At 55.6% G+C, this 15,212-nt stretch carries 14 protein-coding genes; 6 read left to right on the top strand and 8 right to left on the bottom strand.

The genetic code is table 11. The features are described 5' to 3' along the window. Positions 1-34 precede the first annotated feature (34 nt). From yidD to rpmH, 3 genes are read right to left on the bottom strand one after another with little or no spacing between them, the layout of a single operon-like run. Positions 35-247, bottom strand: coding sequence for a membrane protein insertion efficiency factor YidD (yidD, locus tag LKO31_RS01990; RefSeq protein WP_227688406.1), 213 nt, complete (start codon positions 245-247; stop codon positions 35-37). 17 nt (positions 248-264) lie between these two features. Then, positions 265-855, bottom strand: a complete 591-nt coding sequence (gene rnpA, locus LKO31_RS15055; RefSeq protein WP_320443466.1) for a ribonuclease P protein component — start codon at positions 853-855, stop codon at positions 265-267. 21 nt (positions 856-876) lie between these two features. Next, positions 877-1,011 carry a 50S ribosomal protein L34 gene (rpmH, locus tag LKO31_RS02000; RefSeq protein WP_003046693.1) on the bottom strand — a complete coding sequence of 45 codons (135 nt, stop codon included), beginning with the start codon at positions 1,009-1,011 and terminating at the stop codon, positions 877-879. Positions 1,012-1,796: 785 nt separating this feature from the next. Between rpmH and LKO31_RS02005 the strand changes: the two genes are divergently transcribed. Together LKO31_RS02005 and LKO31_RS15160 are read left to right on the top strand one after the other, a co-directional pair. After that, a complete protein-coding gene (locus LKO31_RS02005; protein ID WP_227688407.1) occupies positions 1,797-3,305 on the top strand; it encodes a YifB family Mg chelatase-like AAA ATPase in 1,509 nt (502 codons plus the stop codon). A gap of 1,312 nt (positions 3,306-4,617) precedes the next feature. Further along, positions 4,618-5,166 carry a GGDEF domain-containing protein gene (locus tag LKO31_RS15160; RefSeq protein ID WP_407699235.1) on the top strand — a complete coding sequence of 183 codons (549 nt, stop codon included), beginning with the start codon at positions 4,618-4,620 and terminating at the stop codon, positions 5,164-5,166. A gap of 154 nt (positions 5,167-5,320) precedes the next feature. Here LKO31_RS15160 and LKO31_RS02015 read toward each other — a convergent pair whose 3' ends face one another. From LKO31_RS02015 to LKO31_RS02025, 3 genes are all read right to left on the bottom strand, one after another. Beyond that, positions 5,321-6,556: a M23 family metallopeptidase gene (locus LKO31_RS02015; RefSeq protein ID WP_227688409.1), complete on the bottom strand. Its 1,236-nt coding sequence runs from the start codon at positions 6,554-6,556 to the stop codon at positions 5,321-5,323. A 220-nt stretch (positions 6,557-6,776) separates the two neighbouring features. Further along, entirely contained in the window at positions 6,777-8,150 is a 1,374-nt protein-coding gene (locus tag LKO31_RS02020) for a glutamate--cysteine ligase (RefSeq protein ID WP_227688410.1), read from the bottom strand. A 136-nt stretch (positions 8,151-8,286) separates the two neighbouring features. Next, positions 8,287-9,042: a 16S rRNA (uracil(1498)-N(3))-methyltransferase gene (locus LKO31_RS02025; protein WP_227688411.1), complete on the bottom strand. Its 756-nt coding sequence runs from the start codon at positions 9,040-9,042 to the stop codon at positions 8,287-8,289. Between the two features lie 223 nt (positions 9,043-9,265). Here LKO31_RS02025 and LKO31_RS02030 point away from each other — a divergent pair, with 223 nt between their 5' ends. The 4 genes from LKO31_RS02030 to ubiA all read left to right on the top strand — a co-directional run bounded on the left by LKO31_RS02030 (position 9,266) and on the right by ubiA (position 13,507). Continuing rightward, the gene (locus tag LKO31_RS02030; protein ID WP_227688412.1) at positions 9,266-11,227 is read left to right on the top strand and encodes a TadE/TadG family type IV pilus assembly protein; all 1,962 of its coding nucleotides are present in this window, start codon (positions 9,266-9,268) and stop codon (positions 11,225-11,227) included. Beyond that, the gene (locus tag LKO31_RS02035; RefSeq protein WP_227688413.1) at positions 11,224-11,826 is read left to right on the top strand and encodes a TadE/TadG family type IV pilus assembly protein; all 603 of its coding nucleotides are present in this window, start codon (positions 11,224-11,226) and stop codon (positions 11,824-11,826) included. Before LKO31_RS02030 ends, LKO31_RS02035 begins: the two co-directional genes overlap by 4 nt. Before the next feature lie 71 nt (positions 11,827-11,897). After that, positions 11,898-12,488, top strand: a complete 591-nt coding sequence (locus LKO31_RS02040) for a TadE/TadG family type IV pilus assembly protein (protein ID WP_320443467.1) — start codon at positions 11,898-11,900, stop codon at positions 12,486-12,488. A gap of 113 nt (positions 12,489-12,601) precedes the next feature. Then, positions 12,602-13,507, top strand: a complete 906-nt coding sequence (ubiA, locus tag LKO31_RS02045; protein WP_227688414.1) for a 4-hydroxybenzoate octaprenyltransferase — start codon at positions 12,602-12,604, stop codon at positions 13,505-13,507. A gap of 140 nt (positions 13,508-13,647) precedes the next feature. Here the strand turns inward: ubiA and LKO31_RS02050 are convergent, their stop codons facing one another. Then, the gene (locus tag LKO31_RS02050) at positions 13,648-14,379 is read right to left on the bottom strand and encodes a thioredoxin domain-containing protein (protein ID WP_227688415.1); all 732 of its coding nucleotides are present in this window, start codon (positions 14,377-14,379) and stop codon (positions 13,648-13,650) included. 86 nt (positions 14,380-14,465) lie between these two features. After that, complete coding sequence (locus tag LKO31_RS02055) at positions 14,466-15,167, bottom strand: thioredoxin domain-containing protein (protein WP_227688416.1); 702 nt, start codon at positions 15,165-15,167, stop codon at positions 14,466-14,468. Positions 15,168-15,212 lie beyond the last annotated feature (45 nt).

A 15,212-nucleotide genomic window follows, 5' to 3' on the forward strand; every position in this document is an offset into this window, starting at 1 on the left:
CTCTCTTCAGTATCTTGCGGGGGAAGGGTGCTTGTTACGGCACCGGATCATGGCCGTGGCCTCCCCAAGGATGGCAGCGCAATAGCCTTTTTATAGCCAACCAGCCACCCTTGATCGCACCATAGCGTTTCAGGGCTGTAATTGCATAGGCGCTGCAGGATGGCGAATAGCGGCACGATGGTGGCAAAATGCGCGATGGTCCGATTTGCCACAGGCGAGCGATGAAGATGAGCAGGCGGGCCAACATGCTGGGCTTACCCCCTTTTATTCCCCAGCGTCATGCCCCGGATTCGCGGGTTTCAAATTGGGGGCTGGCGATGAATATGGGGTCTGCGACCCTGGTATCGCAAGCGATACGTCGGTTTCGCTACCCTTTTTCTTGCGAATGCGGGGAACGGCGCGTGGGCGGTGGGGGTTGGGATCTGCCTGTCCGCTTGTTTGGCCGCTCTGCGGGGCTGATTTGCCAGATTTGCGGCGGCCGCCATGATAAGGGCGTGTGTCCACCGTAATGCCTTGTTCCAATTTCTTGGTAGCACGACGAAGGGCAGAGGATAATTGGTCCCCCAAATCGGAAAAGCCGATATCATTACCGCCTGGCCGACCAATGAGAACATGGTCACAGCCTGCTATGCCGTTTTCGGGCAAAATTTCGCGCGCCAACGCGCGCATCCGGCGCTTCATCCGGTTACGCGTGACGGCGTTGCCAACTTTTTTGCTGACGGTATAGCCAATGCCCAGCTGTTCATTCCCATCGTCGCGCTTGCGAACCAACAGGACAAAGCCGGGCACGGGAAAGCGAAGGCCGCGATTAGCAGCCAGAAATTCGCTTCTTTTGGCAAGAGTTCGCACCAGCATGGCCGGTGCAACCCCCAAAAATTAAGCCGACAGCTTCTTGCGGCCGCGGGCACGGCGGGCTGCAAGAACCTTGCGGCCGCCAACAGTGGCCTTGCGGGCGCGGAAGCCGTGACGGCGCTTGCGCACAAGGCGGCTTGGTTGATAAGTGCGCTTCATCGCGGTGTCCCCAAATCTCTTCGGTCGAAATAAAAAAAAGGCCGCCGCAAGCGGGCGACCGCATTGATGGGCCGATTAAGCGAGAGTCGGGCCAAAGTCAATTGTCATGGTGTAAAGATTCCATCTGCTTAGAATCCATTTGGTCCCTCGCGCTGCGCCGCGCGGCTGTAGGGCGGCGCATAACCCTGTCTGTCCACGCGCCATATTTGGGATGACGAATTTTGAAACGGACATAGCGGCGCTTGGCCCATTGGCTGTTTTGCAAGCATAGCATCATACCCAGCGGAAAGAGAATCAGCCCACCTGGCCCCGGCAAAACCCCAATAATTGGCGAAATAATGACCAGTCCCACGCCCGATGAAAACAGCATGAGCCGTATTTGGGGGGAGCGTTGGCCGCGCCGAGGGGAAGGTTTTTTGTCCATGGCCATGGTCAATTGGGGGCGGGTGGACGGTGCCGCAAGGGGCTGGTGCGACGAAATAGGCCCATGGCTTCGATGAACGGAGGCGGGATTATTTTTTGTCGGCCATCACGTAAAAATATTGTGCTGCTATGGGTTTAGGGCAATTTTTCTTCAAATTACACCGCGACGCCGCGCGGCGACGGATCGTGATTCGTGACCAAAGCCTGTTGGCGGCGTTGCGGCTGGCTGGGGCTTTGATGGCAAATTAGCCATTTTCCATTCATCGCGAACACGGCACACAGGCAGGGGGTGCGGCGGAAATTGCCGCGAATCACATATTCAAACGGCGTTTGCTGCGCCGAACTCATTTGGGGGAATGAGGATGGTCGCGATTGCATCGACAGTGGCTTTTCTGGGGCTAGAGGCGCGAAGCGTAGAGGTTCAGTGCCAAATATCATCGGGCGTGCCCGCATTTGCCATTGTGGGGTTGGCCGACAAAGCGGTGGGAGAAAGCCGCGAGCGCGTGCGGGGCGCCTTGGCGGCGATTGGCTTGTCGCTGCCGCCCAAGCGGATCACGGTCAATCTATCGCCTGCAGACTTGCCCAAAGAGGGGTCGCATTATGATTTGCCGATTGCGCTGGCGCTGCTGGGGGCGATGGGCGTTGTCGACCAAGAAAGCTTGTCATCCTTTGTGGTCGTCGGGGAATTGGGCTTGGATGGCCGTGTGGCGGGCGGCCAAGGGGTGCTGCTGGCCGCGCTGCACGCCGCTGAGACAGAGCGCGGGCTGATCTGCCCCGCTGCGCAAGGACCAGAGGCCGCTTGGGCGGGCGAGTTGGACATTGTCGCCGTGCCCGATTTGCTATCCTTGTTGAATCACTTACGCGGCATAGCTTTATTACCGGCCCCTACGATGGGCGAGGTAGAAACCATAGTGGACGGGCCATGCCTGTCGCAAGTGAAGGGGCAAGAAGTCGCCAAGCGGGCCTTGGAAATTGCCGCAGCGGGCGCGCATAATTTACTCATGAGCGGCCCACCGGGGGCGGGGAAATCTTTGTTGGCCAGTTGCTTGCCATCGATTCTGCCGCCCCTTTCTCCCACCGAGGCCTTGGAAGTGTCGATGATATCATCGGTGTCGGGCGGGCTGGAACAAGGACGGATGACCCGCGCTCGCCCCTTTCGCGCACCGCATCATAGTGCATCAATGGCGGCCTTGGTTGGCGGCGGCCTGCGCGTAAAGCCCGGTGAAGTGAGCTTGGCGCATTTGGGCGTTTTATTTTTGGATGAACTGCCGGAATTTCAACGCATGGTGCTGGATTCGCTGCGCCAGCCATTGGAAAACGGCGAAGTGACGGTGGCACGGGCCAATGCGCATATGACCTTTCCGGCGCGGGTGCAGTTAATTGCGGCGATGAACCCTTGCCGGTGCGGATATTTGGGGGATGCCGCCTTGGCGTGCAGCCGCGCACCGCGCTGCGCTATGGATTATCAAGCCAAATTATCGGGTCCGTTGCTCGACCGCATCGATTTGCATGTGGAAATATCGGCGGTGTCGGGGGCGGACTTGCTTCATTCTGCGCCCAGCGAAACCAGTGCAGCCGTGGCTGCGCGGGTGGCTATGGTGCGGGAACGGCAGGCCGAGAGATTTTCCGGCACCACCACGCGCAGTAACGCCGAGATGGGCGGGGCATGTTTGGACCAGCACTGCCAATTGGACTCGGCAGGACAAAAGTTAATGGAAGATGCGACGGATCGCCTGCGATTGACCGCGCGCGGATTTACCCGAATTTTACGGGTCGCGCGTACAATTGCGGATATGGCAGGCAGCGGAACCATCTCTCGGCTTCACCTTGGCGAAGCTTTGAGCTATCGTCGTCAAACGCCACGAAGTTAATCAAACTTAACCGCCTGAATATAAACAGGGCTTCGCGACTCGCGGTTGAGATTAGGTTTGAAGCGAATTAAATATGCGACGGGGTGGGGGCATTTCAGCGCTAATGACCAAGCTTATCAGCCCATTGAGGCGGATTTTATCTGTGATATTGATCATGCTGTTTTTCGGCAGCCTGAACGGTGCGCAGGCGGCGAATGGGCGTACGGATGTCAGCTTTACCGGCGATTATTGCTATGCAGTGACCGATCTGTCGTTTCAAAATAGCGCGTTCAACGATTTGCATTTCCTGTGCGGCACAGCGCCCCAGCAATATCAGCAGAAAAGCCTGTGGTTAAAAACGGACCCAGCATATGCGCAGCCCTTGACCAATGATATCGCGATTATGTTGAACCAGACGCGGTTTAATGCGCTGAGCGTGGGGTTCATTTATGCCGATGGGGTGGTGCGCTGGAAACAGGTTCGTAATGGCGACTTTGGAACTTTTTGGCGCGTGGGGGGGCAATTGCGTTTTACGGCGCCCAATCGGTCATACCCACTGGTTTCCACGATCATGCGATTCGATCGCCTGACCGATTATGGTCTGCTGCATATCCGTTACATGCCGGAAGGCAAAGCGAGTCAGGAATCCGCATCTGTAGCGGCTGTGGTCAGCGGGGCCTTGATGTTGCTGGTGATTTGCTTTGTATACAGCCTGTCCATGGCATCGGCGATGCGGCGTCCGCAATTATTGTGGCAGACGGCGTGGGCTGGTGTGATGATCGCGTGGGGGCTGGTTTGGTCCCAGATGCATTTGATGGTCTTTCCATCCTTGGCTGGCGCGTCGTCGGCACAATTTGCGACGTTGCTGGCGACATCGGCCATTGCGTTGGGGTTTTTCGCCGCCATTCATCCCATGCCCAAACAGGCCATACCCCGCTGGATGCGGGCGACCAATTTGTGGTTGGCGGTGTTGATCGCGGTGGCGGGTGTGCCGCTGGCGGTGATTCGCCATGCCCCTATTGTCTATCTGGACAAGGTGCTGGGGCTGATTGTGGTGGTCAATTTGCTATTGGCCAGCGCCAGCATGGTGGTGGCGCGGCGGCGCGGCTATCGTCATGGGCGGGACATGATTATCGCATGGAGCGTGCCCATGCTGGTTTTGGGTTTCATATCTGTGGTGAATATCGACAACCAAATTTGGGGTGGTGGGTCGAAACTGGTGGTTCTGGTGGCATCCAGTTGGCTGGCGATATGGTCTACGCTGACCGCGACACGCCGCGTGCATATTTTGCGCGATGAACGGGATGCGGCAAAGCGAGAGGCGGATCGCGCCATGAAATTGGCGCTTCGTGATCCCCTGACCGGATTGAATAATCGCCGCGGATTCCAAGACCATGTAGCGCGGCTGATGGATTATGCCCGCACCGAACAACTGCCCATTGCTTTGATATTGGTCGATATTGATCGTTTTAAATCGATTAATGATCGCTTCGGACATGATGTGGGCGATCATGTATTATGTTCCGTCGCCAATGAGATTGAGCGTTGGGAGGGGGCCTATTGTGCCGCTGGCCGCGTGGGCGGAGAGGAGTTCGCGCTCTTTTTGGTCGGTGTCGACGGATTGGAATTACGGCGCTTCGCCGATGCCGTGCGCCGCGCTGTTTCGGATTGCGATCTGAGCGAGTGGACCGGCGAATTGCGGGTTACCGCGAGCGTTGGCGTCGCCGAATCACCGGCTGACACACATTATCCTATTTTGTATCGGACAGCTGATCGGGCGCTGTATAACGCCAAAAATGCTGGGCGGGACCGATTGTCGATTACACTGGTCGGTGACCCGTCACGCGATGCCAATGGCGATGGATTGGCGCTGCTGCGATAGCGCAAGAGCGCGAGATTTGGCCCGCATATTGCCGGCCTATGATGCGGCGCGGGGTTCTATGCCCAATTCAACGACCAAATGCGGCTTGTTTATGGTCTTTCGCCATCGGAAAAGCTGACATCATCGCAGCATATTGATTGTTGGATGGCGTAGGTCAGATGGCGCGCCCTGCGACGGCACCGACCCGTTGACGAGCATCAGCCTTTACGTCCAAAACATCCGCCTTGGCTTCGAGAAAGCGGCGCGGATTTACGGCGACACCATTTAAGCGCACTTCGAAATGCAAATGGCTGCCCGTGCTACGCCCAGTGGAACCCATTTTGCCAATTTGCTCGCCCGCCGCGACTTGCTGACCGACTTGCGTGGTATAGCCAGACAAATGGGCATAGCGGGTCATAATGGATTGGCCATGATCCACTTCAATCACTTGGCCATAGCCTGATTTGGTGCCGACAAAGGTCACACGGCCTGGCGCCGCAGCCAAAATGGGCGTGCCAATGGGACCACGAAAATCGAGCCCAGCGTGCATCGCACCGGCCCCGTTAAACGGATCGCTGCGATACCCAAATCCGGATGACATCATCATCACATTGGCGGGATTACCCGATGGCAAAGCGACCAAGGTGCGTTCCAGCACCTCCATCCGAAACAAGGCCCGTTCCAAATCCGCAAAGGAGCCGCCCAATTGCTTGGCCTTACCCAATTTCCCGCGAGAGGGGATGAAGGGGCCGCCACGGCCCGATGCGACATTGCGCACGATCAAATCAGGATTCAGACCCAATTTTTTGACGGCCAATTCGGCGTTTTCCGCGCGGTCCTTTACGGCGGCGAGCAGATGGGCGGACATGTGATCTTGGCGTTGGGCCAATTGCATCAACTTGCGGGCTTCGGGGGGCAGTTTGGGGTCGGCGGGAGGGGAGGCAAGCTGGCTGACCTTCATCGGCGCGCCTTCGGTTTCATTTGTGGCTTCGCTGGGAATGTCTTGCCCAAAATAGGCCTTTTGCCACTCTTCTAATTGGCCTTGGCGGGCATCAAGGTCAGCGGCCAACTCACCGAGGCTGTCGCGATAGGCGGCGATGCGCCGTTCGGATGCCGAGGTTGCGGCTTGTTTCTCGGCAATTTCTTGAAGTTCGCTGGCGCTTGGTCCCCGACTGATGATCATCGCGGCGGTCATGACTGCCCACAGGACGAGCAGTGCCGCAACCCCCGTCAAAATTTGCTTCTGCATCTTCGCCGTTAGAGTCACAAAGCGAACTTGCCCGTGAGTGCGAATGAAGATTTCATGGTCTTGGAACAACGCAGACAAGCGTTGGCGCAGGCTGCGCCGACCGTGATGATGCGATAACAATGTTGCGACCCCGCAGTTAGTCAAAAAAAGGGGAACCCCCATTCCCCAATTGCGTGACGATCAGATAGGCGCGGCTGGTGTCGGTGACGAATCGAATATCAATGTTGTGGGACGAATCGGACGGATGGCAGGGTGAATGGATAGAAAGCGCGGTGATTCATGGGAACGAAACAGAGTTGAGCCCAAGAATTCCCCGCGACTCACCGTGTCGCGACGGAGTAAATGATCGTGTAAGCCATATAGTTTTAGACGGGCTGACGGATCAGAAGCTCAGTTCCTTATAAACATGGCTCAGGTCTTGCTGCCATTTACCATGATAGCGTTCCAAATATTCAGCGGCTGGTGATTTGCCAGATGCGACAATGCTACGAAGCGGGGCCAGATAGCGGCTTTCATCCTCGCCCGCCGCGTTCACCACGTTGCGGGCCGCCAGCCCCTGTGCAGCAATCTCTAGCACTTGCTGTGCTAAGTCGCGCACAGGGCCGCCATCGGGGGCAGCGGCGGACAATCCGTCACGCGGAACGGCATCGCGCAATTGCTGTTGCTGTTCGATCGTCCAATGTTTCACCAAATCATAAGCGGCGTCGAGCGGGCCCTGATCATAAAGCAGGCCAACCCAAAAAGCAGGCAAAGCTGCAATCTGGTCTTGGCGTCCACCGTCCGCGCCGCGCATTTCCAAAAAGCTTTTCAGCCGCACTTCGGGGAAAGCGGTGGAAAGATGATCATTCCAGTCCGACAAATGCGGCAATTCGCCTGGCAAAGCCGGCAGTTCACCCTTTAGGAAATCGCGAAAGCTTTGGCCTGCTGCATCAATATATTGGCCGTCGCGAAAGACGAAATACATGGGCACGTCCAGCATATAGTCGACATAGCGATCATAGCCGAATCCATCTTCGAACACGAACGGCAACATTCCCGTGCGCTGGGGGTCGGTGTCCGTCCAAATATGGCTGCGATAGCTTTGATAGCCGTTGGGCTTACCTTCGGTGAAGGGGGATGAAGCGAACAAAGCCGTGGCAATGGGTTGCAGCGCCAGCGATGTGCGGAATTTTTGCACCATATCGGCTTCTGAGCCATAATCCAAATTGGTCTGGATGGTGCAGGTGCGCAGCATCATATCCAAACCCAAATTGCCGACGCGCGGCATATGTTTCAACATAATGCCATAGCGGCCCTTGGGCATGATCGGCAACGCATCGCGCGTCTTGTCCGGCCACATGCCAAGGCCCAAATAGCCCAAGCCCAAATCCGCGCCCACGGCCTTGACCTGTTCAATATGGCGAGCGGTTTCATCATGGGTTTGATGCAGATTTTCAAGCGGCGCGCCCGAGAGTTCCAACTGGCCTGCGGGTTCCAAGCTGACCGTGCCGTCCGCACCGGCGAGGGCGATGACATGGCCGCCTTCCATGACCGGTTCCCAGCCAAAGCGGGTCAGGCCCATCAACAGATCGTGAATGCCGCCTTTTTCATCATAGGATGGGGCGCGAAAATCGGCTTGGCGATAGACGAATTTTTCATGCTCCGTACCAATGCGCCAGCGATCACGGGGCTTTTCACCCTTGGCCATGGGCTCGGCCAATTGGCTGCGATCTTCGATGATCGGGTCATTATGATTGGAAACGGTTCGCGTGCTCATGTAGCGCCCTTAAATTCTGCCATGAAAAATACAATCGCCGGTTTTGACGCCAGACATAGCATCGGTGATCAGGGACATAATATGGCGAATGTTTAAGTCATCATTTCTTTTGCCGGATAAACGGATTTATGGGCCGTTAGGATGTTTGCGCCACATCCCAATCCCCATATTGCCCCATCCACAGGGCCATGCCGGAAACGGCCGCTGTCTCGGCCCGCAAAATACGCGGCCCCAAGGATATGGCTTTGACCGCGGAATGAGCATTTAGCAATTCGCGCTCTTTTTGGGTGAACCCGCCTTCCGGACCGACCAGCAATGCCGCGGGTGGGGGCGCTTGAATTTGGGGCATGGGCACGCCGCCATTTTCGTCGGCGAACAGCAATCGGCGCTCTTCTGGCCAATCCCTTAGCAGGGCTGGCAATTTTACGGGGGCACCCAAGCTTGGGAGACTGGTGCGACCGCATTGTTCGCACGCCTCGATGATTTGCGCCGTCAGGCGGTCTGGCTTGATCTTGTCGATGATCGTCCGTTCGGTGACGACAGGCTGAAGATGGCTGGCCCCCAGTTCACAGGCTTTTTCGATGACCCAATCCATGCGGACTTTTTTGATGGGTGCAAAGCAAATCCACAGGTCGGGCACCGATTCGATTTCCCGCATTTGGCGTTCCACGACAAAGCTGATGGATTTTTTTCCTATCATTTTGGCGGTCGTCAGCCATTCGCCGCTGATATTATCAAACAGCAAAACAGGATCGCCAATTTTCAGGCGCATCACATTGGCCAAATAATGAGCCGCCGCCCCGTCAACCACCGGTTCTGATGCCAGATCAAGCGGTTGATCAACATATAAGCGCGGGGTGCTGGCGGGTGGCCCATCGGATTTTATAGACATAAATGCTGAGATAGCAGAGCCATCGGCCCAGTCCAGAGTTGGCTGGTTCAAATTGAGCCATGTTTTGGCCAAAGAAATTGTCAGGATTTTTTAATGAATCGGCTATGGGTGCATGGGATGAGGGGTTAAGAATTAGCCGTTTGGTAAAGCTTTCGTGCTAAGGTTGATACAGTTTCCGTGATGTGCATCGGCTCGCCGCGCATGCGGTCTAGGGGGTTGGGCCATGAAATATAGTTGGACGAAAATTTTGCCTGCGGCTTGCAAGCGTTTTGCGCGTGCGGAAAATGGCAATGTATTGATCATGACCGCCGCTGCGTTGATACCCTTGTTGGGAATGATCGGGTCCGGCATCGACATTAGCCGCGCTTACATGGCCCAACTACGCTTGCAACAGGCTTGCGATGCCGGGGCGCTGGCTGGGCGGCGCCATATGGCCGCAGGGCAATGGAGCCCAGAGTCTGAAACCGAAGCGAATAAAATGTTCCATTTTAACTTTCCCGACGGGCTATATGGCAGCCAACGGGTGAGTTTTAGTGCCAATGCTTTGTCGAGCGCGGATGTTCGGGGCACCGCCACCGCATATTTGCCGACATTGATCATGCATATGTGGCCATTCAGCAAAGCTGGTTTTGACTTGTCGACCAGTTGCTCGGCGAAGCTCGAGATTGCGAATACGGACGTTATGCTGGTGTTGGACGTCACGGGGTCCATGGAAACGGCGTCCGGAAAGGGCACAAGAATGTCCGCGCTGAAGGAAAGCGCGATGGTGTTTTTTGATACGATTTCGGCGGCGGCGGCCAAGGGCGATGGCCGTTTGCGCATCGGTATGGTGCCTTATAATTCCATGGCAAATGTCGGGCATATCTTGCTGGCCAAGAACCCAAGTTGGATATCCGATTATACATTGCTGTCATCGCGGTCGCCGGCCATTCAATTCAATTGGTCTACGGCGAATAAAGCCTTGAATCCGCCTACTTCGGTAACAAATATTACCAATACAACTTATGGCACATGGGAATATCTGCTTGTGGCGAGCGGAGCCAATAGCTCTGCCCGATGTACCGGAAATAACGCACGCGCTGTACCTGCCGATTCTAGGCCGACCAACGCCAGCGTGCCCGACGCAAACCGCACGACACATGTTTTGGACAAGGATGACACACGCAGATATGTAGAATCGTCTGGTGCCACCCACCGATATTATAACCACGCTTATGAGTGGAAAGATAATATGTGTTGGCTGAAACGCCGCGTGGTGACGGTGACCCATGCGGACGCTCCAAATCCGACGACCACCAAAACTTTTCGTCATTATCGATATGAAGATCGGTTGTTCGACGTATCGGCTGTCAAAACCGGCAGCCGTTTGTTCGCGGATACGGAAAATAATGACAGCACAACGGGATATGAGTGGGGTGGCTGTGTGATGGAGCGTCATACCACGTCATTCTCTGGTTCCGCGCCGAGTGCCGCGCTGGACATGCAGTTGGACGTTATGCCTACGGACGCTCCGTCTCGTTGGACCATGGCGTTCCCAAATTTAACATTCCCTCGGAACATATCGACATTTGGTACCAAGCCATCGTCTGTTGGCGTACAAACATCCACGACGAATCGTGATCGTTTTTCACAGCAGGGTGCTTGGGGTGATTGTCCGACGAAGGCTGTCAAACTCACCACCCGTACGGCGACGGATCGTGCGGCTTTTAAAAGCGATATCGACAGCTTACGTTCCTTGGGCGGAACCTATCATGATTCTGGCATGATTTGGGGTCTTCGTTTGTTGTCCAGCAAGGGATTGTTCAAGGACGAAAATGAAAAGGCCCCCAATCAGAAACCTATCAACCGACATTTGATTTTCATGACGGATGGTGAGGTTGATCAGCGGATGGGGATTTTATCCTATCAGGGGTATGAGCATTTAGATCAGCGTGTCAGCGGCAGTATCGATACAAGTGACGCTTCGTTAAAAACGCTGCATAGCAATCGCTTTACCCAAATGTGTAATATGGCCAAGGAAGAAAATATTACGATTTGGGTTATTGCTTTTGATACGAAATATGACGCTATCTTATCGGGCTGCGCCACGGCTGGTAAATTATATGTCGTTAAGGACCCCAAGGAACTTAGTTCCGCGTTCCAAGATATTGCGGGGCAGATTTCGCGCTTGAGGTTGGAGGAATGATGGCCGCCCTCAATCATTTCATCGCTCGCTTAAAAGGGCATGACCGCGCCGCAACCGCCGTGGAATTTGCGCTGGTGGGGCCTTTGTTTTTCCTGATCTTGATGGGATTTTTTGATTATAGCTGGCAAATATATGGAAAATCCGTGTTGCAGGGCGCTGTGGGTCAGGCCGCCCGCTATGCCACGCTCGAAACCTATATCGAAAATCCTAGTCGACTGGACGATCGGGTAAAGGCGCAGGTTCGCAATGTGTTCAAGGATGCAGATGTGCGTTTTACGCGTGCAGCATTTGATAGCTATGAACAGATTGGCAAACCAGAATCCTATACGGACTCTAATAAGAACGGAAAATATGATGTTGGGGAATGTTTCCAAGACATCAATGGCAACGGCAAATGGGATGCTATATCCGAAGGTAAAGCCGGCAACGGCGGGGCGGATGACATCATTTTATATACCGCGACAATGAAATTCCGCCGAACATTGCCAGTATGGGCCATGCTCAACCAGCCACAGGAGGTCACTTTGTCATCTTCTACAATTTTGCGGAACCAACCGTTTAATGCTGGCAAGGAACTCTATACGGTGGTGTGCAAATGATGCCCTGTAAAAACATGATGGTAACTTGGCTAGGCCGTTGCCGATCATTCGCCACGAATGTGCGTGCTGTCGTGATAATCGAAATGGCATTGGTGCTACCGCTGTTAATTTTTATGGGGCTCGCAGGGCTGGAATTGGTCAATTTGACGCTGACGCAGACGCGGCTTAGTCAATTGGCCTTGACCGCTGCGGACAATGCATCGCGTATTGCGGTCGGAAATGGTCTCTCTTTACCCCGTGTCCGTGAAGTGGACGTCAACGAAGTCTTTACGGGTGTTGGCCTTCAAGGGTCAGGGCTGAACTTTGCTCGTCATGGACGCTTGATCCTTTCCAGTCTGGAAACCAACAGCGACGGCGGGCAGCGGATTCAATGGCAACGCTGTTTCGGCGAGTTGGTGGTGCCGTCCAGCTATGGCGTAGAGGGTGATGGTCGAACAGGAACGGCCCTGAAAGGCATGGGCCCATCAGGCAATCAGATCTCGGCTATTGGCGGAGCGGCTGTGATGTTTGTCGAGGTATTCTATGACTATCAGCCCATGATATATGGTGCATGGCTCGGGCCGCGACGCCTGCATACGACCGCTGCTTATAATATTCGTGAGGGGCGGGATTTGACCAAAATTTACAATGACGCGCCTTTTGCGCCGGTGTTGGCTTGCTGACGACGGTGTTCTGAACGGCTTGGATTGGGATGTGCTTTTGCTTCTCAATCCTATCTCTTTGAAACATTCATTTATCCTTGTTCGCTGCTCTGCTATCGCCCAGCGGCATGAGCATGATCCGCCATACACCCGACACCCAGCATCTGGGCCTTGTTGCTTTTCTTCCGCCCTCGGCCCGCCCTTTTGCGCTGCTTGCGCGATTTGATCGGCCGATTGGGTGGTGGCTGTTATTTTGGCCTTGCACCTTTGGCATCGCCTTGGGGGGCGGCTTGCGGGACCATTGGGACTTGCTGATCTGGATGTTGGTCGGGGCCATTGCCATGCGCGGTGCAGGCTGTGTGTGGAACGACATGGTCGACCGTGATTTGGATCGCCAAGTGGCGCGTACCGCGTCGCGGCCCATCGCCAGCGGCTTGGTGTCGATGCGCGCGGCCGCGATTTGGGCGGGGCTGTTGTGTCTGATTGGTTTGGTCGTTCTGTTGCAATTTCCGTGGAACGCGCAATTGGTGGCGCTGGCCAGTGTGCTGTTGGTTGCGGCTTACCCGTTCATGAAACGCATAACATGGTGGCCGCAAGCGTGGCTGGGCATGGTCTATAGCTGGGGTGCGTTGGTGGGCTGGGTTGCGGTGGGCGGACCTGCGGGACTGCCGATTGCGCTGCTTTATATGGGCTGCATCCTGTGGACCATTGGGTATGACACCATTTACGCATTGCAGGACATTGAGGATGACGCCTTGGTCGGCGTGAAATCTAGCGCGCGTGCCATGGGGCGTCATGTGCGCGGTGGGGTGGCGCTTTGCTATGCGGCGGCGCTGGCCCTGTGGGGCGCGGCGATATGGCAGGTTCGGCCCGACCCTGTTGCTTTGCTGGCGCTGCTGCCAGTGACGCTGCATTTTATAGGTCAAGTGACGACCTTGGATCTGAACCAAGGGGCGGATGCATTGGCCAAATTTCGCAGCAATCGCTTTGCCGGATTTTTGATATTGGCGGCGATGGCGGTCGTTGGGACGGCCACATAATCGCATGGGAATGGCGCGAGCCAAGGGGCCGCAGCTCAAAATGATAAAACGCCCCACATGCTGATGCGGGGCGTTTTTTTAATGGGTTTCGCTGTTCTCATCACATCTTATGTCACGGTAATAGCTTATTTTTATCGTGTTTAGCGAGCGCCCATGTTGCGCAGACGATCACGCAGCAATTCCCACGACGCGGTGTTTTCGGCCAAGCGGCCGTTGATCAGGAAGCTGGGCGTGCCCGAAATCTTATATTCTTCGGTGGCGGCGTTGGTGACCTTTTCCAGCTTGGAAATATTGTCGACGTTGGACAAGCAGGTATTGAGTTGGTCTGCGGTGATACCGCGAGCCTTAAAGAATTCATCCAATTTCCAGCTTGTCGCCAAGGTGGTGAAACGCTTGTCTGGGGCCAATTGCATCGCGGCTTCGCCGGCCTGTGGGTTGGCCTGCGCGCCAGCGAACAGGTCGGCTTGACCCGCAAAGGTGCTTTCGAGCAGCGGGAAATAGCGTTCCGTTGGGGCACAGCGCAAGACGGCAGCAGCGGTGGCGTCCAATGGGTCACGCACAAAGTGGCGCATTTCCAAGCTGACCCGGCCGGAGTTGATATAATCTTTCTTCAGCTCTTGTGACGATTTGGCCGAAAAATCGGCGCAGTGCGAACAGGTGATGGACGCAAATTCCACAACCTTGATTGGGGCGTCTGGGTTGCCAAGCAACATGCCGCCGGCTTCGGTCGGGGTTACAACATCGGACCATGTCTTACCAGCCGGAGCCGCAACATTGGCGATTTGGGCTTGTTCCTTGCTTTGGTCCCCAGATGAACCGCCACAGCCCGCCAAGGCCAGTGCAGCGAGCGAAGATAAAAGAGTGATTTTCAACGATGGCTTCATAGTCGGTTACTCTCTATGGATAAAAAGAGGCTGGATAAATCAGAAGAGGCTGGGGAATACAGAAGATACCGCTTTTAAGCGGGCTTGAGCGCGGCGTCGAGCGCCGTTTTAATGCGGTCCCATTCCAAGCTGCCGACGGCGGCACCGTTAACAAAAAAGCTGGGCGTGCCGGTCACATGGTCTTGGGTGCGGCCAATATTGGTCATGCTGGTGAGTTCCGCCAAACTGACTTCGCTGGCCAAGCAGGCGTTTAATTGGGCATCCGTATAGCCGCGCTGTTTCATCAGGGCGAACAGGCCGCTGTCCACCGCCATGCGCTTGGTGCGTTCGGCCATATCGCCTTCATACCAGCTTTTTTGCTGGGCCTCGGTCGCGGCCTGAACCTTGCCAATCCATTGGCGCTGGGCGGTGAATATCGCCTGATGATTGCCGTAAAATTGGGTCGGACGGCCACAGCGCGCCAATAAAGCGGCGGTCATGTCCAGCGGGTCGCGGATCAAATTGCGATATTCCACAATTACCGTGCCCTTGCTGACATATTGATTGTTCAGCAATGCGCCGCTGTTGGTGGCGAAATGGCCACATGCCCCGCAGGTATAGCTGAAATATTCGACCAGCCGAGTTTTGGCGGCGGGATTGCCGATGGCGTGCGCGCCAATATTCGTGCGGCTGACGGTGTTGGTCCATGGCTGGGCGGCAGCCGTGAACATCAGCATGGCTGCGCCGGAAAAGGCGATGATCGCCGCGCGGCGGGTGACGGGGGAAGAAAAAGACATCCGGTGGACCTTATTGTCGCATTGACGCGAATATTGTTTGAAACG

The organism is Sphingopyxis yananensis, from assembly GCF_020687785.1.
In the GTDB taxonomy this organism is placed as follows: domain Bacteria; phylum Pseudomonadota; class Alphaproteobacteria; order Sphingomonadales; family Sphingomonadaceae; genus Sphingopyxis; species Sphingopyxis yananensis.